This window comes from Sphingobacterium paramultivorum, assembly GCF_014109745.1.
GTDB lineage: Bacteria > Bacteroidota > Bacteroidia > Sphingobacteriales > Sphingobacteriaceae > Sphingobacterium > Sphingobacterium paramultivorum.
Map to the genome: position 1 here is coordinate 3858219 of NZ_CP058555.1, position 23683 is coordinate 3881901.

Sequence of the window (23683 nt, forward strand, 5' to 3'; positions counted from 1 at the left end):
TAACTATAAATTCAACGAGCCTGCGTAATAATCATTGATATATTTTTGCAGCAGCCATTCATACTGCTTGACGACCAATTGAATCTGGCTGTTGTCGAATTTCGTTTTTGCGGTCAAAAATATCACTGAATTACTATTTCCCAATTCGAATACTACTTTGGCAATACGAAAAGATTCCGCATAATTTTCATTCTGACTACGCAATTGTGTAATCATATTGCTTGCGTTCTGCAAGTTAAAAACCGCATTGGACGTCGCCGACCGTAAAACATTTTGTTGGATCTCTTTTTGAAATCTAGCCGTCTGCAAATCTAGTTTTGCCAAGCGGACGTTGTTATAAACCTGCAAATGATTAAAAATCGGAACAGAAAGATTGAGAGAAATATACTTTCCTACGTTATTACGCATTTGTGACCAATACGTTCCTTGAATCCCCAATTTAGAATAATTTGATCCTAAACCAGCGTTCAGGCTTAAGGACGGATAATAGTATGATTTCGCAATCTTAATATCCCGCTCCGCCACTTTGATCCGATAATCCAGCGCCTGTATATCCGGCAATTGATCAACAGCCATTTCATAGAGCTGTTTCGCATCCAGTCGCTGCCCGCTCTCTTTTATTCCGAGGTTATCCAATTCGCCCAATTGATTTTCATCCATATTTAATAAGGCAGCAAGTTTCACCCGGCTACTGTATAGTAACTGACGATTATTTTCAATCGTGTTAACATCATTTGCCAGTTGTCCTTTCAAATCAAAGTAATCCCCAGGATTAATTGCGCCTTCCTTATGCATGCTCTCCGCACGTCTGACCTGTTCTCGGGTAACCTCAGTCTGCATTTCTGATTGCCGCAATATGTCCTGAGCAGTCAAACTTTGGATATAAGCGGTAATAACGTCCAGTTTTAAAGCATTAATCTGTGTATCAAAAGTCAATTTACCGGCAGTCTTTGCATCAGCACGCATCCGGATATCGTGAAATAAACGGAACCCTCTAAATATTGGAAGGCTTGCGCCCAAAGAAAAATTCCCTGTTGAGTTGTTGGATGAAATATATTGAAGGGTCGAATTATCCTGAGATCTTCCTGATGTTAGGCTATGCTGTAAGCTTGCGTCAACATCGGGAAGTCTATTCGCTTTAGCCTGTGCTAAATTCACTTCCGCACGCCTCACATCGAGTTCATTCTGCAATAAGGCTGGATTGGCCTTTATTGCCAACTGAATACACTCAGCTAAGCTCCGCTTGGCAATTTGTTTATCGTCTACCGCTGCAATTGTTGCTGTCCCCGTTACTCTTTCCGTTAGTCGCTGCTCCGTCTGTTGCGCCCCTGCCTTGGCATAACTCAATAAAAAGCATAATGTACTATATATATAGACTCTCTTCATATCCATTTTTTATTTTGTTGCTGACCATCGCCATGCCAAACAACAAAAACACTAACTATCAAATAGATACAAAAAACATATTTTCAAAAATGTTCATTAATGAACAGTCGGTGTGCGTAGTTGGACAATAGCAAAGACAAACTGTATAAATAGAAGAATAATTCAAATCAAATTCGACATTTATTCTTCTATTCAATGGATATAAGTCGGAGCTTGTTCGGATTTTTTTCGGTTACAACCGAAGAAGCACCGAACAAGCTCCGACTAAGTACCGAACAAGCACCGAGTAAACAACGAAAGTAATATAGTTAAATCCTAAATTTTAACAGACCACTTTTACCAACCTTTTGGACCGATCGGTCAATATAGCTACCTACCTCTTACCTAATTTGCCCCAACAGAGTAGCCTTTGCCCCACCGGAACTAATGTGCTTCACGGCAGCCAGATTATATTTGCTAAAAGCGCTTCAGTTGACGCCCTAAACAGCAAAAAACTTCCAGTTGTACGCCTTCGTACAAGAAGTGTCCGCTATCGAACACCAAGCTTCAAACTAAACAAAATAAGAATCTATCAATCAATAAATTACATTCTTGGCACAGCTTTCATAGTTATATACAAAATTGATATTAAATTATGGACAGACCTTTAGAAAAGAAGAAGTGGAATAGCAAACGTATCATGACTATTGTGGGGGTTGCTGGCTTAGTTGGATTGATCAGCGCCAGTTTCTATTTTACCTCCGGCAAAAGCAAACTGAATGTTGAAGCTGACCGCATCTCTATCGTCGAAATAAAAAATGGAAACTTTCAGGAATTTATCCCTATAAATGGCACTGTGCTTCCTATTAGCAGCATATACCTCGATGCTTCTGTTGGTGGACGCGTAGAAGAAAAGTTTGTAGAAGATGGCACTATCTTAAAAAAAGGGGATGCAATCATGCGTCTTTCCAATACCGATCAGGAGCTTACCTTGGTACAACAAGAAACGCAAGTGCTGAATCTATTGACACAGTCCCAAATAGCGCAGACCAATGCACAACAAGCATCGATTAACAACCGCAACCAAATGGCTGATGTAGAACAAGCCTACCGAGAAGCTGAACGTATCTATACCTTAAATAGAAAATTACTCGCTGAAAAAGCCATTGGTACACAAGAGTTCGAAAAATCAAAGAACGATTATAACTATCAAAAAGAACGGGTCAACTTGACCAAGCAGATCCTAAAACAGGACGAAATCTCTAATGCGCAAAAAACTAATCAGGATAAGCAAACTTATCAACGTACACAGAGCGCATTGGAACTGATGAAAAGAAAAATTGGTGATCTGATCGTTAGAGCACCTGTTGACGGACAATTGACAGCCTTCGATGCAGAAATCGGACAAAACAAAAACGCCGGGGAACGGTTGGGACAAATCGACGTCTTGACAGGATTCAAAGTGCGTGCTGATATTGACGAACATTATATCAACCGTATTTTCCCAGATCTACAAGGTGAATTTTCTATCGGTGAAAAAACCTACAAACTCCGTATCAAGAAAGTCTATACACAGGTCACCAATGGTCGATTCCAGGTTGACATGGAATTTATCAATGATGTTCCAAAAGGGATTCGTCGTGGACAAACTTTACAGATACGTTTAGCGTTAAGTGACGAGACAAAAGCATTATTACTGGCAAAAGGAGGATTCTATCAACAGACCGGTGGTAACTGGATCTTCAAATTGGATAAAAATGGAAGCACAGCATATCGTGTCGATATCCAATTAGGGCGACAGAATCCGGAATATTATGAGGTTATCAAAGGTCTACAACCGGGGGATAAAGTTATCGTATCGAGCTATGAGACCTACGATAAGGTTCAAGAGTTGAATATTAAAAAGTAACATCATATAGCGGTTATCGAAGAGACTTGATTAAGTGCATCAAATCTTTTTGATAACCGCTATGATCCTATTCAAAGAACAATGATAAAGAACGCGATCAAAACTGGAATTCGTTCCTTGCTTACAAACAAGAAGTTTACACTTCTGAATATTGCCGGACTAAGTATTAGTCTAACAGTGGTTATTGTCATTGCACTTTGGATCACGGATGAATTGTCCTTTAATAAGGTCTTCAATAATGCGAATCGAGTATATGAACTGTCGACAAACTTCGATAAGGAAAATGACCAATTCGTTCATGCTGCACCACCGCCAATTGCGCTATATGGAAAATTAAAAATTCCCGCAATACAAGAGGCGTGTCGCATAAGTGCTGGGCAGGACATACAGTTCAATAAAGATGAACTGATGGCCAGCGAACATGGGGTGTATGTTGACAGTACCTTTAACAACGTATTCGATGCTAGTACAGAATCGTTGACTCCCGAAAAGTTATTCCAAGGAAAACAGTCAATCGTTATTACAGAAAAGATTGCCAATAAATATTTTAAAAATGAAAATCCATTAGGACAAACGCTCTATTTAGAAGTTGACCCTATTCTGAAAACTGGTAAACAGCCTTTTCTAATTACAGCAGTCATCAAAGACTTCCCTAGCAATAGTTCCATTAAGGCTGATTATCTATTACCATTTGAACTACTGGCCAGTCTATCCAAAGAGCCTCTGGATGAAAAATGGGGCAATTTTCAATATTACATTTATTTTTTGCTAAAGCCAGGTGCCAATCCGGATCAGGTGGCACAGCAGCTCACCGCCATCCAAAAAGACAATTTTCAAGGAAATACGCTGTATACTAAATTTGCATTCTTCCTACAGAAAATAACACAAACAAATCTATATACTCCTAAAGGTGGTGACAGCGGTATGCAGTCCGTTTATATATTTGCAGTCATTGCCTTTGTTATCTTACTAGTTGCCTGTATCAATTATGTCAATTTGGTTACGGCCCGAGTTACAAAAAGAATAAAGGAAATCAGTATTCGTAAAATTATTGGCGCTAAGAGAAGTCATCTTTTTCTTCAATATCTGACCGAGTCTGCGGTGCTGTTTTTGATTTCATTAGGTATTGCTACCCTACTCGCTTATCTAGCGATCCCATTTTTTAATGTGCTCGCTGAAAAAAACATTCAATTCAGCCTTCTTTCTTCCGAACTGTGGTTTATCTTTCTACTCACCTTTATAACAACTGTACTAATTGCAGGAATCTACCCTGCTGTACTTTTCTCAAGCAACAATGTGTTGAGCCAGCTAAAAAATAACAGCACACTATTTGGCAACAAAAATAATCTACGAAAAGGACTTGTTGTCCTACAATTCTGCTGCACAGTTATACTCATTATCACCACTTTTATTTTTGAGAAACAACTGCATTATATGCGTCACAAGGATTTAGGATACAATAAAGAAAATGTCTTTCTATTTGAACAGAAAAACTTTTTGCCCCATTATGAAGCAATCCGAAACGAACTACAGCATCAACAGGGTATTTTAGGAGTTACCGCCGCCAGCAACGACATCAGTAACATCGGATCTGAAACCGCCGACATTAATTGGGATGGAAAAGACCAACTGCAGTCTAATTTTTTCATTAGACGCGTTGCTATTGATCCAAACTTCACTTCTGTTTTAGATATCAAATTAGCCGAAGGAGCTGGTTTTACAAAAAATCCTTCCGATAGCAGTCATGCACTACTGAATGAAACTGCAATTAAACAAATGGGCTTAAAAAATCCCATTGGTAAAACCATTACTTTTCAGGGAAAAACACTGACTATTGTGGGCGTCATGAAGGATTTTAATTTTAATGACCTAAAAACAGCTATAAAACCCTGCATCTTTTTTTCCGGTATGGGCTATGCACTTGGCGGAATGTATATCAAGACCAGCCCAGGACATGAAGAACAGGCACTTGCTGCCGTCCAAAAGCTATGGAACAAATACAACCCCCAATCAACCTTCAATTATTCCTTTATGGATGAATCTTTTGATAAAATGTATAAAAAGGATATTATCCATGGAAAACTTGTTCAGTTATTTGCCGCTATAACCATTTTACTTTCATGTATCGGATTATCTGGGCTCGTATTGTTCAGCACAGAATCTAAACTGAAAGAAATTGGAATCCGTAAAACCCTAGGTGCATCGAAACGGGATATTGTTATGATGATCGGTAGAGATTATATGATCCCAGTGATCGTATCATTCCTTATTGCTTTTCCAATTTCCTGGCTGATTATTTCCAAGTGGCTTGACAATTATGTTTACCGCACATCAATAGATCCTTGGGTTTTCTTATTAGCGGCGATAACAACTATTTTATTGGTTGTTCTTACAGCCGGTTCAGTTTCGCTCAAAGCGGCAATGGTCAACCCTACAAAAATTTTAAGAGACGAATAGAGTAATAAAATAAATAATACAAGATATACGATGATTAAAAACTTTATTAAAACCGCACTTCGTAACCTTTGGAAAACCAAAGGGTACAGCTTTCTCAATATTTTTGGACTGGCGGTCGGGATTGCTGCGGCATCGTTGATTTTTTTATGGGTTGAAAATCAGTTGAGCTTCAACGATAATTTCGCCAACAAAAAGGATATCTACATTGTCAAATCAAAACAGACATACGATGGTGCCACCTATGTTTTCGAATCAACACCTGGACCATTTGCCCAGAGCGTAGAAAAAGAAATTCCTGGCATCAAGCATGCCGTTCGCATTAGCTGGAATTCGCCAATGCTGTTTTCCGTCGGAGACAATAATATATTTCAAAATGGTGTATATGCCGATGGAAGCATCGCCGATGTGCTATCCCTAGCATTTCTTGAAGGTGATCGAAAGACTGCTTTTGATCAAGTCAATAACATTGTATTATCAGAAACTGCAGCGAAGAAATTATTTGGCAACCGTCCTGCATTGGGAAAAACTGTCAAAACAAACAATAGTGAACCTTTCATCGTCACTGCCGTTATTAAGGATCTTCCGAAAAATAGCACATATGATTTTCAATGGCTCATCCCTTTCAAAAAATTTGAAGCTGGTCAGGATTTTCTAAAAAATTGGGGGAACAATAGTGTTCAAACGCTAGTTCAGGTCGAAGATAATGCCAACGTCGATCAGATTAACAAGCAGATGATGGATTTCGTCAAACACAAGACCAATGGTGAAGTCACTTTCTCACAGAATTTTCTCTATCCAATGGAACGTTGGATTACCTACAATCAGTTTGATAACAGTGGTATTGAAAAAGAAGGTGGCATTAAAAATATCCGTCTATTTACCTTGATTGCATGGGTTGTCTTACTGATCGCCTGTATCAATTTCATGAATCTTGCAACTGCAAGATCTGAAAAAAGAGCAAAAGAAGTTGGGATGCGCAAAGTGGTTGGTGCAAGTCGCAAATCGCTCATTATGCAATTCTTGGGAGAATCCCTTGTGTTGGCAATTATTTCCTCTCTTGTTGCCATATTACTAATCTATATCTTCATCAGGCCGTTCAACACCATGATAGGCCAGGATCTTCAGGTTAATCTTTTGGCTCCCTCACACCTGCTATTTTTAACGACAATAACATTAGCATGTGGATTATTTGCAGGTAGCTATCCCGCATTTTTCCTTTCTGCATTCAAGCCGCTTTCAACGATCAAAGGGGCGAAACAGAAGGCCGGTAGTGGAAGTCTTGTCCGTAAAGGGTTGGTCATCCTGCAATATACAGCCTCAGTTGTATTAATTATTTGTACCATTATTATCTACCAACAGATTCAGCACAACAAGAACAGGGATCTCGGATTTGATAAGAGTCAGGTGTTGACTACAGCGCTACAAGGCGATATGGCCAAACATCTGCCGCTCATTAAAAATCAATTATTGGCAACAGGAGTTGTTCAAGAAGTCGGTGTCAGTGACATGAGTATCCTCAATATCAACTCCAATACGTCCGGTTTTAGCTGGGATGGAAAAGACCCAAATGCCAGTATTTTGATTGGTATGTTACGTTCTGATGAGGGTCTTATTCCAGCTTTGGATTTAAAACTTTTTGACGGTAGAAACTTCCATCAAAATTTTGCAGGTGATAGCACCTCGGTTGTCATCAACGAAGCATTTGCAAAACTGATCAAAAAAGATGGCCTTGTGGCCGGTAGCATCATCAGTTACGGTGAGGAAAAGTTTACCATCGCCGGTGTCGTCAAGAACTTCGTTTATAACAATGTGTATGCCGATCCTGAGCCGATGCTGTTTCTACCAATGAATAGAGATAATGGGATCATGACCATTAAGACAAAGGCTGGAGTAGATTTACCAGATGCCATTCAACAAATCGAGAAGGTCATCGTCAAAAATAACCCAGGCTTCCCTTTTGACTACAAATTTTTGGATGATAGCTTCAACAATAAATTTAAAGCCGAGCTTTTCGTACAGCAACTATCCAGTGTATTTGCACTCATGTCCATCATTATCTCCTGCTTAGGTCTATTTGGTTTAGCCGCCTTTGCAACTGAGCAACGCGCAAAAGAGATCAGCATCCGTAAAGTCTTGGGCGCCTCTGTTTCGGGACTTATCCAAATGCTCAACCGTGAATTTGTCATTCTTGTAGCGATCTCATGTATCATTGCCTTTCCTATTGCGTGGATGATCATGAGCAAATGGCTAACTAATTATGCACATCATATCGATATTTCCTGGACCATTTTTGTCATCAGTGGTCTGACAGCTATTATCATTGCCCTATTGACAATCAGTTCACAGGCATTTAAAGCAGCGATAGCCAATCCGACAAAGACTTTAAGAGATCAATAAACAATAAAAAAGAATTTAATAACAGAAATAGTAACTGTCCAAAGCAATTTCGCCAAGGATACAAAACATAAAAACCATGAGCACAAAAAATATGATCAAAATCACAAATCTTCAAAAGTATTACCGCACAGAAGAAGTTGAAACCGTCGCATTAAACAACCTCAATATCCATGTCAAAGAGGGAGAGTTTGTTGCTGTAATGGGGCCTTCGGGCTGTGGGAAATCGACTTTACTCAATATCATTGGTCTATTGGATGATTTGGATGAAGGAAGCTATCTGTTCAACGAGATTGAAGTTGCCAAATTCAAAGAACGCGGTCGCTCAGATCTTCGCAAACATAACATTGGTTTTGTATTCCAGAGCTTCAATTTGATCGATGAACTGACAGTATTTGAAAACGTGGAACTTCCACTGGTTTATACCAATGTTCCAGCAGCAGAACGCAAAAAACGTGTAGAAGAGGTTTTGGAAAAAGTGCAGATCATGCACCGTCGCAATCACTTTCCACAACAGCTGTCCGGAGGTCAACAGCAACGTGTAGCTGTCGCTCGCGCCGTCGTGAATAATCCAAAACTGATCCTTGCCGATGAGCCTACAGGTAACCTCGATTCCAATAATGGTAACGAAGTTATGCAACTCCTGACTGAATTGAACGAGGCCGGCACAACCATCGTCATGGTAACACACAGTGAGCACGATGCAAAATTCTCTGACCGTGTAATCCGCATGCTAGACGGACAAGTGATTATGGAAACAACTTCGGTATAAGACAACTCATATATAACCAAGATATTACTCCTAATAACCTATAGATGATGAGCACGATTAAATTAATTTTCAGACAACTATGGCGCAACCGTCTTTTCACATTTTTAAATGTATTTGGGCTTGCCATCGGAATAAGTGCCTGTTGGCTAATTTTCCGCATCGTCAATTATGAATTTAGTTTTGACCAGCATCATCCGGAAAGTGAGCAGATTTACAAGGTCCATACCTCCTATGAAGAAAAGGATAAATTAGATCATTTCGATGGTGTTCCCGCACCATTACCGGCATATATCAAGGAAAACTTTGTCAATGTTGAACTGACAGTACCCATCTTTAAACAATACTTCGAGCGTGTCAGTAATAATCGCGGAGCGCAGAAAATAGAGTTTGAAGATCAGCCCGAAATCATCAGTACCACGGGAGACTATTTCAAAATGACACCTTATGTTTGGTTAGCTGGCGACCAAAGGAATATACTAAAAAATAGCCATGAAGTCATCCTGACAGAATCGCGGGCTAAATTGTATTTCCCAAACACGTCAATAGACCAAATCATAGGAAAGACCTTATCCTATGATAGTACATTGTATAATGTCACCGGTATTGTAAAAGATCTAGCGCATCCAAGCAGCTTTTTGGGTAAAGAATTTATACGGATTCCAGAACAGGAATGGAATAGTACAAACTGGAACAATTCAAATTCAAATTGGCAGCTCTTTATTAAGGTAAAATCATCGGCTTCCATTCCTAACCTCATAAAGACAGCCGACAAAAAGGCGTATGAGATGACACATGCCGAATTTGACAAGTTTGGATTTAAAATGCATGTAAATACAGTTCCTTTAAAAGACTTACATTTTACTTCTTACGCGCAAAATAACGTTGATCAGAAAATAATGTATGGTCTTATCGGCATAGGTATATTTTTGCTCTTACTCGCCTGTGTCAATTACATCAATCTCGCTACCGCCCAAATCCCACAACGCGCGAAGGAAATTGGTATCAGAAAGACATTGGGAGAAAGCCAGAAAAGAATTACAAAATCCTTTCTGCTAGAAACATTTTGCATTACGGCTTTTTCGGTGCTTTTATCTTGGCCCTTACTTATTCTCATTCAAACAGTTTTAGCAGCATATATTCCCGATCAGCTCAAGTTGTATCCAGATCCCTGGGGCGTATCGCTATTTTTAGCAACACTTACAATTACGATTACCTTAATTTCCGCTGGTTATCCGATCTTATTGACAAACAAAGTCAAGATTGTTGAAGTCATTAAAATCTCGAATGCGCAAAGTCTTAAATTTGGCAATCTTTCTTTTCGAAAAATGCTCATTGTTTTTCAATTTTTGATTGCTCAGCTATTTGTTATTTCAACTTGCATCATTGGTCTGCAGTTGAAACATGCACTACAGAATAACTCCGGCTTCGATAAGGATGCGATCATTACCCTACGTTTCCCGAGTAAAAGTTATCAGGACAGTAATGTTGATCCTTTTGTTTTCAAACAAGCGATTAAGCACATCACAGGTGTAGAGCAGGCTTCCTTGGGGCATCTGCCCATGAGTAACGACCATTGGGGAAATGCCTTGTTTGCGAAAAGTGATACGGGGCAGGTACAAGCCGATGTACAAATGAAATTTGTCGACCAAGATAACTTTAAGCTCTATAATTTTAAAATGCTTGCTGGCCGCCCGCTGCAATTGGCCGATACGAGCACAGGCATCGTGTTAAACTTAGCCAGCGTTCAAAAATTAGGTTTTAAATCTGCTGAAAATGCTGTAGGGAGCTTTGTTACGTATACAGACAAACAGCGGCAGATTGTGGGCGTAACTGACAATTTTCACACAAAAAATCTCCATGCAGCCATTCAACCTGTTGTCATGCTGAGTTCCATTAAAAAATGGGAATTAAACAGACTAAGTGTCAAACTCAACAATAATTCAACTACCTGGCCGGAAACTTTAAAACAGATTGGGAAAGAATGGAAAAAATATTATCCAAAAGCCCCATTCAAATATGATTTCTATGATCAGCAAATCAAAGAACTCTATAGCAGTGATCTAAAATTCTCGAAGATCATCAATCTATTTACATCAACGACGATTCTCATCAGCTGCTTGGGATTGATCGGTCTGGTTACCATTACCACAGTACAACGCACAAAAGAAATTGGTATTCGAAAAGTGTTGGGAAGCACGGTCCTGGGGATTATTGGATTATTATCAAAAGATTATATCAAACTTATACTCATTTCTATTTTGATCGCTACCCCAATTGCCTGGTGGGCGATGCACAAATGGCTAGATGATTTTGCTTATAAGATAGAACTATCCTGGTGGATGTTTATCATTCCAGCTGCCGCAACTCTACTTATTGCATTTTTTACGATGAGCTACCAATCCATAAAAGCGGCACGTGCAAACCCCGTAAATAGCTTAAGAGATGAATAAGATCATAAAGAAGCTCAATAGTGATCAATACAACAAACACCTGTCCCTATGATAAAGAACTATTTAATAACCGCAATTAGAGAATTAAGGAAAAGAAAATTCTATACTGCTATCAATATATTAGGTCTGTCGGTCAGCCTTACTGCCTCTATATTAATTATCTTCTGGGTACAGGATGAAAAGAGCTTTGATAAATTTCATCCAGACTTTGAACAGATTTACAAAGTCAATTCTCATTTGGATCCCGAGCACAACGGTTCGATATGGGGGACATCTCCCGGGCCGATAGGAAACTATGCACAAAATGTACCGGAGGTAGATTACGCAACGCGAGTTTCGCAGGATTACAGTACCACATTGGTCAATGACAAACTGAAACGTCCGGTAACTGATATGAACATCTATTATGTAGATGGTAATTTTTTCAAGATGTTTCATTTTCCATTGCAAGAGGGCTCTCTCTCAGGTTTTCAGGAAAATTATAAGCAGGCACTGATCACGGCTTCAACAGCCGAGAAACTTTTTAGTACGCAAAAAGCCATTGGAAAAACTTTCCGTTACCAAAAAGATCTCTTCACTGTAGCGGGTATCCTAAACGATATTCCACAAAACTCTTCGATGCAATTCGATGTAGTTATTCCACTGGGTTATCATGCACAGCGGTTTACAAACTGGGGCGGTAACGGTAAATGGAAAACTATAGATGAAGATATGGGTAACTATAGTTTTTCAACTTATATTAAAGTCAAACCTCATGCTTCTGCCGCACTTATTGGAAAATCGGTCACAGACACTTATACCAAAGCCCGCGACGGTGAAAACTCGACTATATTTGTTTTAGATCCACTCAAAACCATGCATTTAATAGCTCCTGACGGAAATAAATCGACGCTTCGCATGGTTCAGATTTTTGGGATCATTGCAATATTACTTCTGGTGATCGGTGCGGTAAATTATGTCAATCTGAGTACTGCAAGAGCGTTGGATCGGGCGAAAGATGTCGGTATCCGTAAAATAATCGGCGCCAACCGTCTCCATTTATTCCTACAATTTATCACAGAAACTGTTGTTGTATTTCTTTGTTCACTACTGATCGCTTTCATCCTTATAGTGATTCTTCATACCGGATATAATCAGATCGCACAAAAATCAATCAGCCTATCTTTCCATAATACGACGATATGGCTGTATATTGGGGCAGCAATTATAGGCACATTGGGACTGTCCAGTATATATCCTGCGATACAGCTTTCCTCATTCAATCCCATTCATTCGTTAAAAGGAAAATCAGTAAAAGGTATTTCCTCAAATACCATGCGTAAAATATTGGTGGTTTTCCAGTTTACGCTCTCCGTGACCCTTATTGTATGTACATTGGTGATCCGAAACCAATTGGCTTTTATCCAGAAGATCAACCTCGGCTATGACAGAGACCATGTGCTAACCCTAGGCCTTCCAGAGGAAGCCTACAAACATATGGACGCTATACGTGCCGAACTCAAAAGCAACAATGCCATACAGGCGGTCTCTCTATCCGGTGTTTACAACATGACGGATTTCGGAAATGCCACGGGCGATATAGATTGGCCCGGCAAGTCCAAAGACAACAAACTCATTGTTGCTCAAGCGACCATCGATAAGGATTTTATTCCCTTGATGAACATGCAATTCCTCGAAGGAAAAAACTTTAGCGGCATGCCGGTTGATTCGTCCGGCTATATCATCAACGAGACCTTGGCGAAACAAATGGGATTAAAACCGCCGTACGTAGGATCCAATATGAGTTTCCACGATTTCCCTGGGCAAATTATCGGTGTTGTGAAAGACTTTCACTTCAAATCCATCAAAGATAAAATAGGGCCAATGGTCTTCTGGACGCGCTGGGGATCAGGCACACTTTATGTTAAAACGAGTACGACAAAAGCCCCTGAGGCCATTAAAGCTTTAGAAAAGATCTATAACCGATATCCATCAGATGCTCCTTTTAACTACACCTTTATTGATCAGCAATTTGATAATCTATATAAATCCGAGCAGCGCACAGGTTTGTTGTTCAATATTTTCGCTGGCATCGCCATTTTTATATCTGCTTTAGGTCTGTTTGCGTTGGCAACTCACGAAGCGCAAATGCGTGTAAAGGAAATCGGCATCCGTAAAGTTCTTGGAGCTAGCACCTTTGGAGTCGTCCGGCTATTGGGGAAAAATTTCGTGATACTCGTCTCCATTTCCATTCTGATTGCCTGCCCTATTGCAGTTTACCTAATGAAACAATGGTTAAGCAATTTTGCTTATAAAACAGATCTAGAGATGCAAACATTTGTCTTCGGTGGTATCCTGGCCTTGCTGATCGCCATTATTACCGTCAGCTACCAGGCTGTTCGGGCAGCTTTATCCAATCCCGTAGATAGTTTAAGAGACGAATAAAAAGAAAAATACAGTAAAAGTGGATTAAACATATTGATACACTAAAACTAAAGAATAAAACAATGATCAAGAACTATATAAAAATAGCCTGGCGCAATATCTCTAAAAATAAAGGGTATTCAACCATAAACATAATTGGCTTGGCAATAGGATTAGCCTGTTGCCTATTGATAGCAATTTATGTACAAAATGAATTGTCTTACGACAAATATCATGTGAATAAAGATCGAATTTACCGCATCGTCCATGACTATAAAGATATAAGCAGCACAGAGCAGCATCAAATCTGGGGCAATGGTCCAATCGGTGAAGCCATCAAAGCAGATTTCCCTGAAATCGAGAAGGTCGTTCAATTTTCAGGACAAACGTCTATCCTGCTCAAACAAGGCGATAAAAGATTCCAGGAGGAAAATGTATTTTTCATGGACTCTACTGCATTTGATGTCTTCAGTTGGAAGGTTTTGGCCGGCGACCCTCATACAGCCTTAAAGAACGCCTATTCTGTCGTATTAACAGAAAGTACCGCTAAGAAATATTTCGGAGATCAAAATCCCATTGGCAAGACGCTTGAGGGAGGCTTAGCTGCGGGCCGTGCTGACGCAGGTCTATATACTGTAACAGCTGTAATGGCTGATGTACCTGCTAATTCACACTTTACGTTCGATGCACTGCTCTCGATGAGTACATTCCGAAACGCAAGACCCGATGTTTTTAATAAAGAAGGCTGGGATTATGTCGATTTTTACACCTACTTTCTCGCTTCAAAAGACTTTGATCCTGTAAAGTTCGACCAAAAAATACCGGAGTTTCTCAAACGGAATCTCCCAACAAATGAAAACCCAAACGCAAAATACAATTTCCATATCGAGCCACTTCTGCAAGCTTACATGCACTCGTCTGCGGATCGTCAACCCGGTACCAATGGAAGCTATCAGAATTTATACATATTCAGCATTATTGGCGGATTCATATTACTGATTGCCTGTGTGAACTTTATGAATCTGGCTACATCAAGGTCAATGGAAAGAGCAAAGGAAGTAGGCGTACGAAAAACCATAGGAGCAAGCAAAAGCAATCTGATCTTTCAGTTTATGTCTGAATCATTGGTTCTTGTATTCGTCAGTAGTATTTTGGCTATACTGCTCGTTATGGCCTTTCTTCCCTTTTTGGAAACATTCTCGGGCAAACACCTCAATTATTCGTCCCTGAAAGATGGAACGACCTGGGCAATATTCCTATTCACTACCATTTTTACAGGACTTCTTGCTGCCAGTTATCCCGCGTTGATTCTAGCTAATTTCAACCCCATTACAGTACTTAAAGGAAGTTATAGCAACAGCAAAGGGGGTATATTATTACGTCGCGTATTAGTCGTTTTCCAATTTTGCCTTTCTATTGCGCTCATTGCAGGTACAGTCGTCGTCTTTTCTCAACTAGATCAATTACAGCACCGAGATCTTGGATTTCAAAAAGATCAACGACTGGTCATTGATTATAATTTTGATGATAAAGTAAACAATAACCTTGAAGCGATAAAATCTACACTTGCAAAAGATAAAGATGTTTTGTCTGTCACGGCATCACGTACGGTACCGGGAACATTTTTTCCAAATGCAGGGACAGAAATCATGTCAGCAAATGGAACAATGAGTCAATTTGCTCCTTTCTTATATGAAGTCGATGTTGACTTTATTCCTAATATTGGTCTGCAAATGGCCGCAGGGCGTGCCTATTCCAGAGATTTCCCAGCAGATACGGTCCATTCACTTGTTATCAATGAATCTGCCGCAAAACAATGGGGCTATTCAAATCCACAAGATATTATTGGCAAACAATTTCGTCAATGGGGAAGAGAAGGAACGGTTATCGGTGTGGTGAAAGATTTCAACTACCTTTCTTTGCACCGTAAGATTGAGCCTTTAGCTTTGCGACTTGAACCAAGCAGCAGCCGATATTTAACCTTGAATATCCAACATGTAAACCAGCCTGAGACCGTTGCCAGAATCGGCAAGCTGTGGAATGAACTTGTACCAAACCGTCCATTTTTATATAGCTTTCTTGACGACAATTTCAATCGTCAATATGAAGCGGATTTTAATTTTAGAAGACTTTTCACAGCCTTCTCCGGACTGGCACTTTTTATTGCCTGTTTAGGTTTATTGGGACTTGTTACATATACAGCCCAACAGCGTACCAAAGAAATCGGCGTACGGAAAGTTCTCGGTGCATCCATTTATAATTTAATCCTCCTGCTCTCTTCCGACTTCATCAAGTTATTGGCTGTAGCGCTTCTCATCGCGACACCGCTATCTTGGATGGCGATGAAAAAATGGCTTGACAATTTTGCTTATCACATTGAACCACAATGGTGGATGTTTGTCTTTGCTGGTTTTGCTACAATCATTATCGCATTAGTAACTGTGAGTTTTCAAACACTCAAGGCTGCCAAGGCAAATCCTGTAGATAGTTTAAGAGACGAATAACAATATAATTTAATCCCATCACGATACTCCAGCTATGAGCAACCTTCTATTAAAATCGGCAATTCGACAACTTTGGAAGAATAAACTATTCTCCCTATTAAATATTATTGGACTAGCCATCGGCATTACGTCCTGTTGGGTCATATTTAAGATTGTCAATTATGAGTATAGTTTTGAAGCTGGAGTTCCTCAGCTTGATCGAACCTATCGGATCATTTCTCAGTTTAAAAATGATGGCAAGGATAATTACAATGGGGGATTGGCCAAGCCGTTTTATCAGGCCATCCGAAAAGAAATTCCGGGCGTGGAACTGGTCGCTCCAGCATTCAGAAATTATCAAATGGAATCCGTCACAATCAACAAGGGACAAAAAAATCAAAAACTTGTCGAGGACTTTGATGAGGCTGAAGGCAATGTGACGGAGACTACCAGCGACTACTTCAAGCTCGTTGGCTACAAATGGTTAGCAGGTTCACCTGAGAACGCATTTTCAACTGCCAACGACATTGTACTGACAAAAAAAAGGGCTGCCATTTATTTCCCAAACCAGGCTGCCCAGGGCTTGATCGGCAAAACCATCTTTTATAACGACAGCATACCCAAAACGGTTACTGGCATTGTTGATGACCTTGGCTTCAACACGGAGTTCAATGGTACAGAATTCATATTGCTTAAAGAAGAAGTCTACCCACTGAATGTCTGGACGAATACCAATGGTTCCGACAAACTTTATATCCGATTAAAAGATGGTGTAAAAGACCTTCCAATCCAGGCAGCTATCAATAAAATCGGACAAAAAAAATGGCAGGAATTCAGCCAGGAAAAAAAACCTAAGTTTGATTACAACCGTAAGGTCGTGGTCATGCCGCTAAAAGATTCCCATTTTGCAGTCCACATTAAAGAATGGTACGCCGAAAGAACAAGCAAAACCGTTATTTATGGGTTGATTGCCGTAGCTGCTTTTCTGATGCTTTTGGCCTGTATCAACTATATCAATCTTAGTACGGCACAAATCCCAGCACGGAGTAAAGATATCGGTGTCCGTAAAACATTGGGAAGTAGTCAGGGAAAATTGGTTAGCCAAATTATTTTTGAATCGCTTTTAACCATTGCCATTGCACTTGTTTGTTCGGTCTTTCTGACGAAATTGGCCTTTTTCTATTTTCAGGAAATGATTCCGGAGAAAGTTAAGGATTTTACCAGTTCGACGACATCAATGCTGTTTATCGCAATTTTACTGACCGTAACGACTTTAATTTCCTCGGCATATCCTTCTTGGTTAATTAAAAAGGTACAGCCTGTCAACTTATTTCGTGCCGGCAAGCAGTTCCAAATCGGAAAAACACAAATCAACCTTCGGAAAACGTTGATTGTATTCCAATTCTTTATTGCTCAATTTTTTACGGTTTCGGCCCTCATTATCGGGCAACAACTTTCCTATACCCTCAACAAAGATATGGGGTTTGACAAAGATGCTGTTGTTACCTTCGATCTACCTTCCAAGCTCATCAACAAATTTTATGAGGAAAAACTGGATCAAAGTAAGAAACAAACACTCCTACATGAGATCCAAAAAATAAAAGGTGTTTCGGCAGCGTCAATCGGTAGCAAGCCCTTATCAAATAATTATTCATCATCTTGGTTTCATCGACAAGACCCTACACTAAAAGAAAAAATTTCATCCGATATTTTCTTTAAAAATGCAGATCCGAATTATATAGCTGTATATGACATGAAGCTAATCGCGGGAAATAACCTACCACAATCCGATACTGTCAATGCCTATATTATCAATGAATCTGCTGTCAAGGCATTCGGTTTCAATTCCCCTCAAGATGCTATCGGGAAGTCAATTGGTCAAGAAGACAGTACCTTCCCGATCGTTGGCGTTATTAAAGATTTTCATGCCCAGGAATTCTATAAAGAAATTACACCTTTGGCTTTGCGCAGTTTTAGTCGCGGTGCATATACCTTTAACATGAAACTATCGGGAAACAGCAAGGAATGGAAAGGTAGTATCGAAGCGATCAATAAAATATATGCGCGGTTTTTCCCGGAATACCCAATCGAAGTAAAATTTTACGATGAAACGATTGCCTCTCTTTATCAAAAAGAGCAAAATCTGGCCAAATTAATCAACGTAAGTACAATTGTTGCTGTTTTAATCGGTTGTTTGGGTCTCTTTGGGCTGATTACCCTTGCGGCTTTCCAACGCAGCAAAGAGATCGGTATACGCAAAGTTTTGGGTGCAAGTATTCCTAGTATCTTTCATTTATTGGCAAAGAACTTCGTACAGCTCATTTTAATCAGTATCCTAATTGCCGCACCATTGACCTGGTGGACGTGTAGCAAGTGGCTGGAAGATTTTTACTACCGCATCGACCTTACGGCAACACCTTTTATCTTAGGCGCTGGACTTGCACTATTTGCGGCAGTACTGACCATTAGTTTTCAATCGATCAAGGCGGCTATCCAAAATCCTGTCAATAGCCTACGGGACGAATAGCGACACGAGTATATCAAATCAGAGGGTTAACAAAAAACGAAATAACAATGATTGTAAATTCACTTAAAACAGCCTATCGTTTTTTAAAAAAACATAAGTTGATCACGTTTATCAATATCACGAGTCTTGCGATTGGTATTACCGCGACGTTGGTTATTTTCCTGATGATCCAATACGACTACAGTTTTGATAAACATGTTCCCAATCAACAACAGGTCTATCGTGTTGTCAATAACGGAGAGTTCAAAAATGCCGGCGTCTACGTACCGTTGGTACGCACCATGCAAGCAGAGTTACCCAACTTGGAGGCCGTAGCCCCGATTTATCGAAGCCATGTCCAAAAGCTGAAAGTTTCTCTGGCAACAGACAAATTCCAGACTTTCCCGAAAGAACAGAAGATGGTATTCACGAACAGTCAATATTTTGATATTTTCCCTTCAAAATGGTTGGCTGGAAGTGCTAAGGCTTTGAATTCATCCGGAAATATTATCCTTACAGAGAAAACATTAGAAAAGTTTTATGGAAAAGAACTGCCTGCAAATGTGATTGGCAAAACCATCATCTATGCAGATAGTATCCCACTTCAGGTCGCTGGTGTAATTGAAAATCCGCAGCATAATTCGGATTTCAATTTTGAAAGCTTCATCGCTGAGTCGACGATCCCACAGGATAACAATTTAAAAAACATGTATACATGGGAAGCTTGGAATAGCATATCGGATTCACATCAAGTACTTATCAAAACAAAAGCACAAAGCAATCCGCATCTACTGGAACGAAATATTGCTAATCTCCTTAAAAAATATAAATACAAAGAAGGAGAGAAAATCAACGACAAACTTGAATTACAAGCATTGGCAGATGTACATTTTGATACAAGATTTAATTATGACGCTACCCATCCGGAAGCACTACGCAACCTTATTTTACTTGCAGTCTTCCTCTTAGCCCTGGGGGCCGTAAATTTTATCAATCTATCCACGGCTCAGTCTATTGAAAGAGCCAAAGAAGTGGGCATTCGTAAGACGTTGGGTAGTTCTAAAACTACATTGATCAAACAGTTTTTGATCGAAACTTTTCTGATCACTTTGACAGCAACACTACTTGCAGTCTTATTATTGCCATTGTTCTTACATGTCTTTGAAGGATTTATTCCGAAAAACCTAAGCATGGAAGGTCTGGACAAAAGCGTTATTGTTTTCTTTCTATTTGGACAATTGGTCTTAGTAACCTTACTAGCCGGATTTTACCCTGCCTGGGTACTGACAGGATATGCTCCGGTGCTAGCACTCAAAAATCAGCTCGGAAAGAACACGAATCTTTCCCGAAGCGCATGGATACGCAAAGCACTGACTATTTTCCAATTTGTATTAGCTCAGGCTTTTTTGATTTGTGTGCTCGTTGTTGTCCGGCAAATCAATTACGTCTCCCATCGAGACATGGGATTTCAAAAGGACGCTATTGTTAATGTCTATATTCCGGGAGCTTTTCAAAATTCGGCAAAAGGTGTAGTCCTTAAAAATGAGCTCAAAAAGCTAACAGATATTAAGGCAATCAGTTTCGGGAACATTGCTCCTGCGATGAACGGCTGGATGACTACCGCAATCTCTTACGATCAATCGCCGGACAAGGAATCCTTGACTTTTGATAGCCGCTCTGGTGATGAAAACTATTTAGATGTTTATCAGATTCCACTTTTAGCAGGAAGAAATATCCGTCTATTGGATTCAACCAGTGAAATGCTGATTAATAGAAAGGGCCTTGAGCTACTACATATCAAAAATCCGCAGGATGCCATTGGCAAAACCTTCGAAAATGGACAAAATATCATCGTTGGTGTAATGGAGGATTTTGATTTGGCTTCTGCTCGACAAGGGGTCAAACCGGTTCTTTATACCGGTAGCAAAGAAGGATACGTACTCCATATCGCTTTGGAGCAATCACATCCCGAAAACTGGAAAAATGCCATTGATAAAATAACGTCAAGCTACAAATCGGTTTTTCCTGATGATGAATTAGACCTGCGGTTTGTGGATGAGGTCATCCAAAACTTCTATACACAGGAGAAGCAGCTGTCTAAACTCTTATCCTGGGCGGTAGGGCTCTCTATGCTCATCGCCGGACTGGGTTTATTTGGATTAGCCATATTTACGGCAAATCAACGCACAAAAGAAATTGGAATCCGTAAAGTACTGGGGGCATCTGTTTTCCAGATCACATTTTTACTGCTTCGGAATTTGCTATCACTGGTTGCAATAGCCTGTCTAGTAGCTTTTCCAATTGCTTATTATTTTATGCATAGCTGGCTGAACGACTTTGTTTATCGAACTACGATAAGTCCCTGGATTTTTGGACTGTCTGCACTGGGGTTGATTGCATTTGCAAGTCTTGTACTATCAACCAAAAGTGTCTTTGCAGCAAAAGCAAACCCGATTAATAGTCTAAGGGATGAGTAAATAAGCGAGTAAAAGAGATAGGTTTATGTGTATTCATAACATGTATTAAGAACTTAAAACCCCATAACAATGATAAAGAACTTCATCAAAACCGCATGGCGAAGTATTTTTTCTAATAAATTCTACAGTGCCATTAATATTTTAGGATTAACAGCAGGAATGGTTGTGGGGATATTTCTATTGCTATGGATACAAGATGAGCTATCCTTTGACCGATTCCATAAACATCAGCGCTCCATTTACAAAATTGGAATAGAAGGGGGAACGGGGATATCAAAACGAATCTTTGGATCCATCATTGCTCCGGTTGGAAGTTCTGCCAAGAAGGAGATTCCCGAAGTTCAGGATGCTGTACGCATATTTAAAATCGGCGATGCCGCCATCAAGTATAAAGATAAAAGGTTTAATGAAAAGAACTTTGCGTTTGTGGATCCCAGCTATTTTAGTGTTTTTGACTTTTCCATATTGCAAGGCGACCCAAAGCGACCTTTCCCTGATAACAATTCAATTGTAATCACCCAGCGTACAGCACGCCGTTATTTTGGCGATGAAAATCCAATTGGAAAAACCGTCGTATTAGGAATAGAAGATCTATGTGTCGTCTCCGGCGTTATTGCCGATTACCCTGAAAATTCCACCTTTCAATATCAGGTGCTGATGCCCCTTTCTAGATTTAATGAGCAAGCCTATATCAAAAATAAAACTACCTACGACAATAAAACTTTTCTGTCGTCCATGGATGAGGATTGGTCTAGTTTTTCTTTTGAGACCTACCTACAATTGAGACCTGATGCTAACCCGACGGCAGTCGCACAAATACTACAATCCATACACGAGCGAAATAAACCCGAGGATGCCCCTGTACCCTACGTTGCTCAAGCGCTGGCGAAGGTCCATCTATACCAAATGGATGGTAGTGACGGCGGTATTGGAAATGTTCGAATTTTCACAGGTGTGGCGATTATGATTCTTGTAATTGCAAGTATTAATTATATCAATCTTTCTAGTGCACGCTCGTTGTCACGCGCCAAAGAAGTGGGTATACGTAAAGTTATCGGCGCAGGTAAAAAGGAACTTTTTTTCCAATTTATATTGGAAACAACTATGCTCTTTACCATTGCTTCAACCCTAGCATTAGCCATCGTTTTCAGCTGTCTCCCTTTGTTTAATAACTTCTCCGGAAAACATATTTCTCTGCAACTCTCCAACCCTATGCTATGGTCAAGTGTATTGGCCATGCTCCTGGGTACGTTGTTACTCACCAGTATATATCCCGCTCTGCTTTTATCGAAGTTTGATCCAATTAAGGTATTGAAGGGTCGGTTTGCATTAAAAAACTCCAGTGCACGAAAAATACTGGTTGTCCTACAGTTCACTGTTTCTATAATCCTTATCACTTTAACAATTGTTATCGGTCGTCAATTAGATTATATAAAACATCAAAATTTAGGCTACGAAAAAGATCACATTATTTCCGTTGCCATGGCACCGAAAATGTCCAAACATTTTGATGCAGTAAAGAGTGAACTTCTAAAAAATAAGGATATTGATGCCGTTATTCGCCTCGGTAGAGATATGGTCTATGGCGGTGGTTCTACTGGAGATAACGACTGGGACGGAAAACCCAGTAAATCAAACCTCTGGTTTAACATCACGTATTCCGATCAATCTGCGCTCAATTTTTTCAAGATAAAACTTACACAAGGTCGTAATTTTACGGGATCAACAGCAGATTCAACCCATTTCATTATCAATGAAACGGCCGTACGGGAAATGGGGCTAAAAGATCCCATTGGCACACGCTTACGTATTCGAACAGTTCCGGGAACTATTATTGGGGTTGTAAAAGATTTTAATTATGCAAGCGTGAGACAAAAAATTGAACCCATGGTATTCCAATATAGCCCCAAAGATTGCTGGCAGCTTTATATCAAAACAACGACTTCCGGGGCTGGTTCCGCGCTGAACTCACTGCAACAGATCTGGAAAAGCTATTATGATGATATGCCGATGAACTATAGTTTCCTTGATGAAAGTTACCAGAACCAATATATGAATGAACAGAAACAGGGTGCGCTATTCAATTTTTTCGCACTGGTCGCTATCCTGATATCCTGCCTGGGACTTTTGGGATTATGTACTTACACCGCACAGGTTAAAACCAAAGAAATTGGAATCAGAAAAGTTCTTGGCGCAACTGTATTTAACATTATACAATTACTAAACAGGGAATTTTTACTCTTAGTCATTTTAGCCAATGTCATCGCAGTACCAATCGCTGTATATTTCAGCATAAATTGGCTCGATGGTTTTGCCTTCAGAACGACTCTCCCATTTACCATATTTCTATATGCGGCGGGGATAACCATTGCTATTGCATTATTTACGGTGAGTTTCCAGTCCATCAAAGCGGTATACGCCAATCCTGTAAAAAGTTTGCACGATGAATAGTTTATATTTGAGAACC

Annotated in this window: 11 protein-coding genes; 10 read left to right on the plus strand and 1 reads right to left on the minus strand. The window is 39.8% G+C overall.

Going from position 1 to position 23683, the window contains the following annotated elements:
• Window positions 1-3: 3 nt before the first annotated feature.
• Window positions 4-1386, minus strand: a complete 1383-nt coding sequence (locus HS960_RS16260; protein WP_159730438.1) for a TolC family protein — start codon at window positions 1384-1386, stop codon at window positions 4-6.
• A 634-nt stretch (window positions 1387-2020) separates the two neighbouring features.
• Here HS960_RS16260 and HS960_RS16265 point away from each other — a divergent pair.
• From HS960_RS16265 to HS960_RS16310, 10 genes are all read left to right on the plus strand, one after another.
• Complete coding sequence (locus HS960_RS16265) at window positions 2021-3274, plus strand: efflux RND transporter periplasmic adaptor subunit (protein ID WP_153847183.1); 1254 nt, start codon at window positions 2021-2023, stop codon at window positions 3272-3274.
• A gap of 81 nt (window positions 3275-3355) precedes the next feature.
• A complete protein-coding gene (locus HS960_RS16270) occupies window positions 3356-5731 on the plus strand; it encodes an ABC transporter permease (protein ID WP_182330054.1) in 2376 nt (791 codons plus the stop codon).
• A 30-nt stretch (window positions 5732-5761) separates the two neighbouring features.
• Window positions 5762-8128: an ABC transporter permease gene (locus tag HS960_RS16275; protein WP_153847185.1), complete on the plus strand. Its 2367-nt coding sequence runs from the start codon at window positions 5762-5764 to the stop codon at window positions 8126-8128.
• 91 nt (window positions 8129-8219) lie between these two features.
• Complete coding sequence (locus HS960_RS16280; RefSeq protein WP_046672289.1) at window positions 8220-8897, plus strand: ABC transporter ATP-binding protein; 678 nt, start codon at window positions 8220-8222, stop codon at window positions 8895-8897.
• 44 nt (window positions 8898-8941) lie between these two features.
• The gene (locus tag HS960_RS16285) at window positions 8942-11347 is read left to right on the plus strand and encodes an ABC transporter permease (protein ID WP_153847186.1); all 2406 of its coding nucleotides are present in this window, start codon (window positions 8942-8944) and stop codon (window positions 11345-11347) included.
• 48 nt (window positions 11348-11395) lie between these two features.
• Window positions 11396-13771 (plus strand): ABC transporter permease, encoded by a 2376-nt coding sequence (locus HS960_RS16290; RefSeq protein WP_153847187.1) that lies wholly within the window; start codon window positions 11396-11398, stop codon window positions 13769-13771.
• Between the two features lie 62 nt (window positions 13772-13833).
• A complete protein-coding gene (locus tag HS960_RS16295) occupies window positions 13834-16254 on the plus strand; it encodes an ABC transporter permease (RefSeq protein WP_182330056.1) in 2421 nt (806 codons plus the stop codon).
• A 34-nt stretch (window positions 16255-16288) separates the two neighbouring features.
• Complete coding sequence (locus HS960_RS16300; RefSeq protein WP_182330058.1) at window positions 16289-18760, plus strand: ABC transporter permease; 2472 nt, start codon at window positions 16289-16291, stop codon at window positions 18758-18760.
• A 47-nt stretch (window positions 18761-18807) separates the two neighbouring features.
• Entirely contained in the window at window positions 18808-21216 is a 2409-nt protein-coding gene (locus HS960_RS16305) for an ABC transporter permease (protein WP_153847190.1), read from the plus strand.
• Between the two features lie 69 nt (window positions 21217-21285).
• Window positions 21286-23667 carry an ABC transporter permease gene (locus HS960_RS16310; RefSeq protein ID WP_182330060.1) on the plus strand — a complete coding sequence of 794 codons (2382 nt, stop codon included), beginning with the start codon at window positions 21286-21288 and terminating at the stop codon, window positions 23665-23667.
• Window positions 23668-23683 lie beyond the last annotated feature (16 nt).

Coding starts and splice junctions, on each gene's coding strand:
- HS960_RS16305 (WP_153847190.1), top strand. CDS start 18,808: ATGATTGTAAATTCACTTAAAACAGCCTATCGTTTTTTAAAAAAACAT.
- HS960_RS16265 (WP_153847183.1), top strand. CDS start 2,021: ATGGACAGACCTTTAGAAAAGAAGAAGTGGAATAGCAAACGTATCATG.
- HS960_RS16310 (WP_182330060.1), top strand. CDS start 21,286: ATGATAAAGAACTTCATCAAAACCGCATGGCGAAGTATTTTTTCTAAT.
- HS960_RS16270 (WP_182330054.1), top strand. CDS start 3,356: ATGATAAAGAACGCGATCAAAACTGGAATTCGTTCCTTGCTTACAAAC.
- HS960_RS16275 (WP_153847185.1), top strand. CDS start 5,762: ATGATTAAAAACTTTATTAAAACCGCACTTCGTAACCTTTGGAAAACC.
- HS960_RS16290 (WP_153847187.1), top strand. CDS start 11,396: ATGATAAAGAACTATTTAATAACCGCAATTAGAGAATTAAGGAAAAGA.
- HS960_RS16280 (WP_046672289.1), top strand. CDS start 8,220: ATGATCAAAATCACAAATCTTCAAAAGTATTACCGCACAGAAGAAGTT.
- HS960_RS16260 (WP_159730438.1), bottom strand. CDS start 1,386: ATGAAGAGAGTCTATATATATAGTACATTATGCTTTTTATTGAGTTAT.
- HS960_RS16285 (WP_153847186.1), top strand. CDS start 8,942: ATGATGAGCACGATTAAATTAATTTTCAGACAACTATGGCGCAACCGT.
- HS960_RS16295 (WP_182330056.1), top strand. CDS start 13,834: ATGATCAAGAACTATATAAAAATAGCCTGGCGCAATATCTCTAAAAAT.
- HS960_RS16300 (WP_182330058.1), top strand. CDS start 16,289: ATGAGCAACCTTCTATTAAAATCGGCAATTCGACAACTTTGGAAGAAT.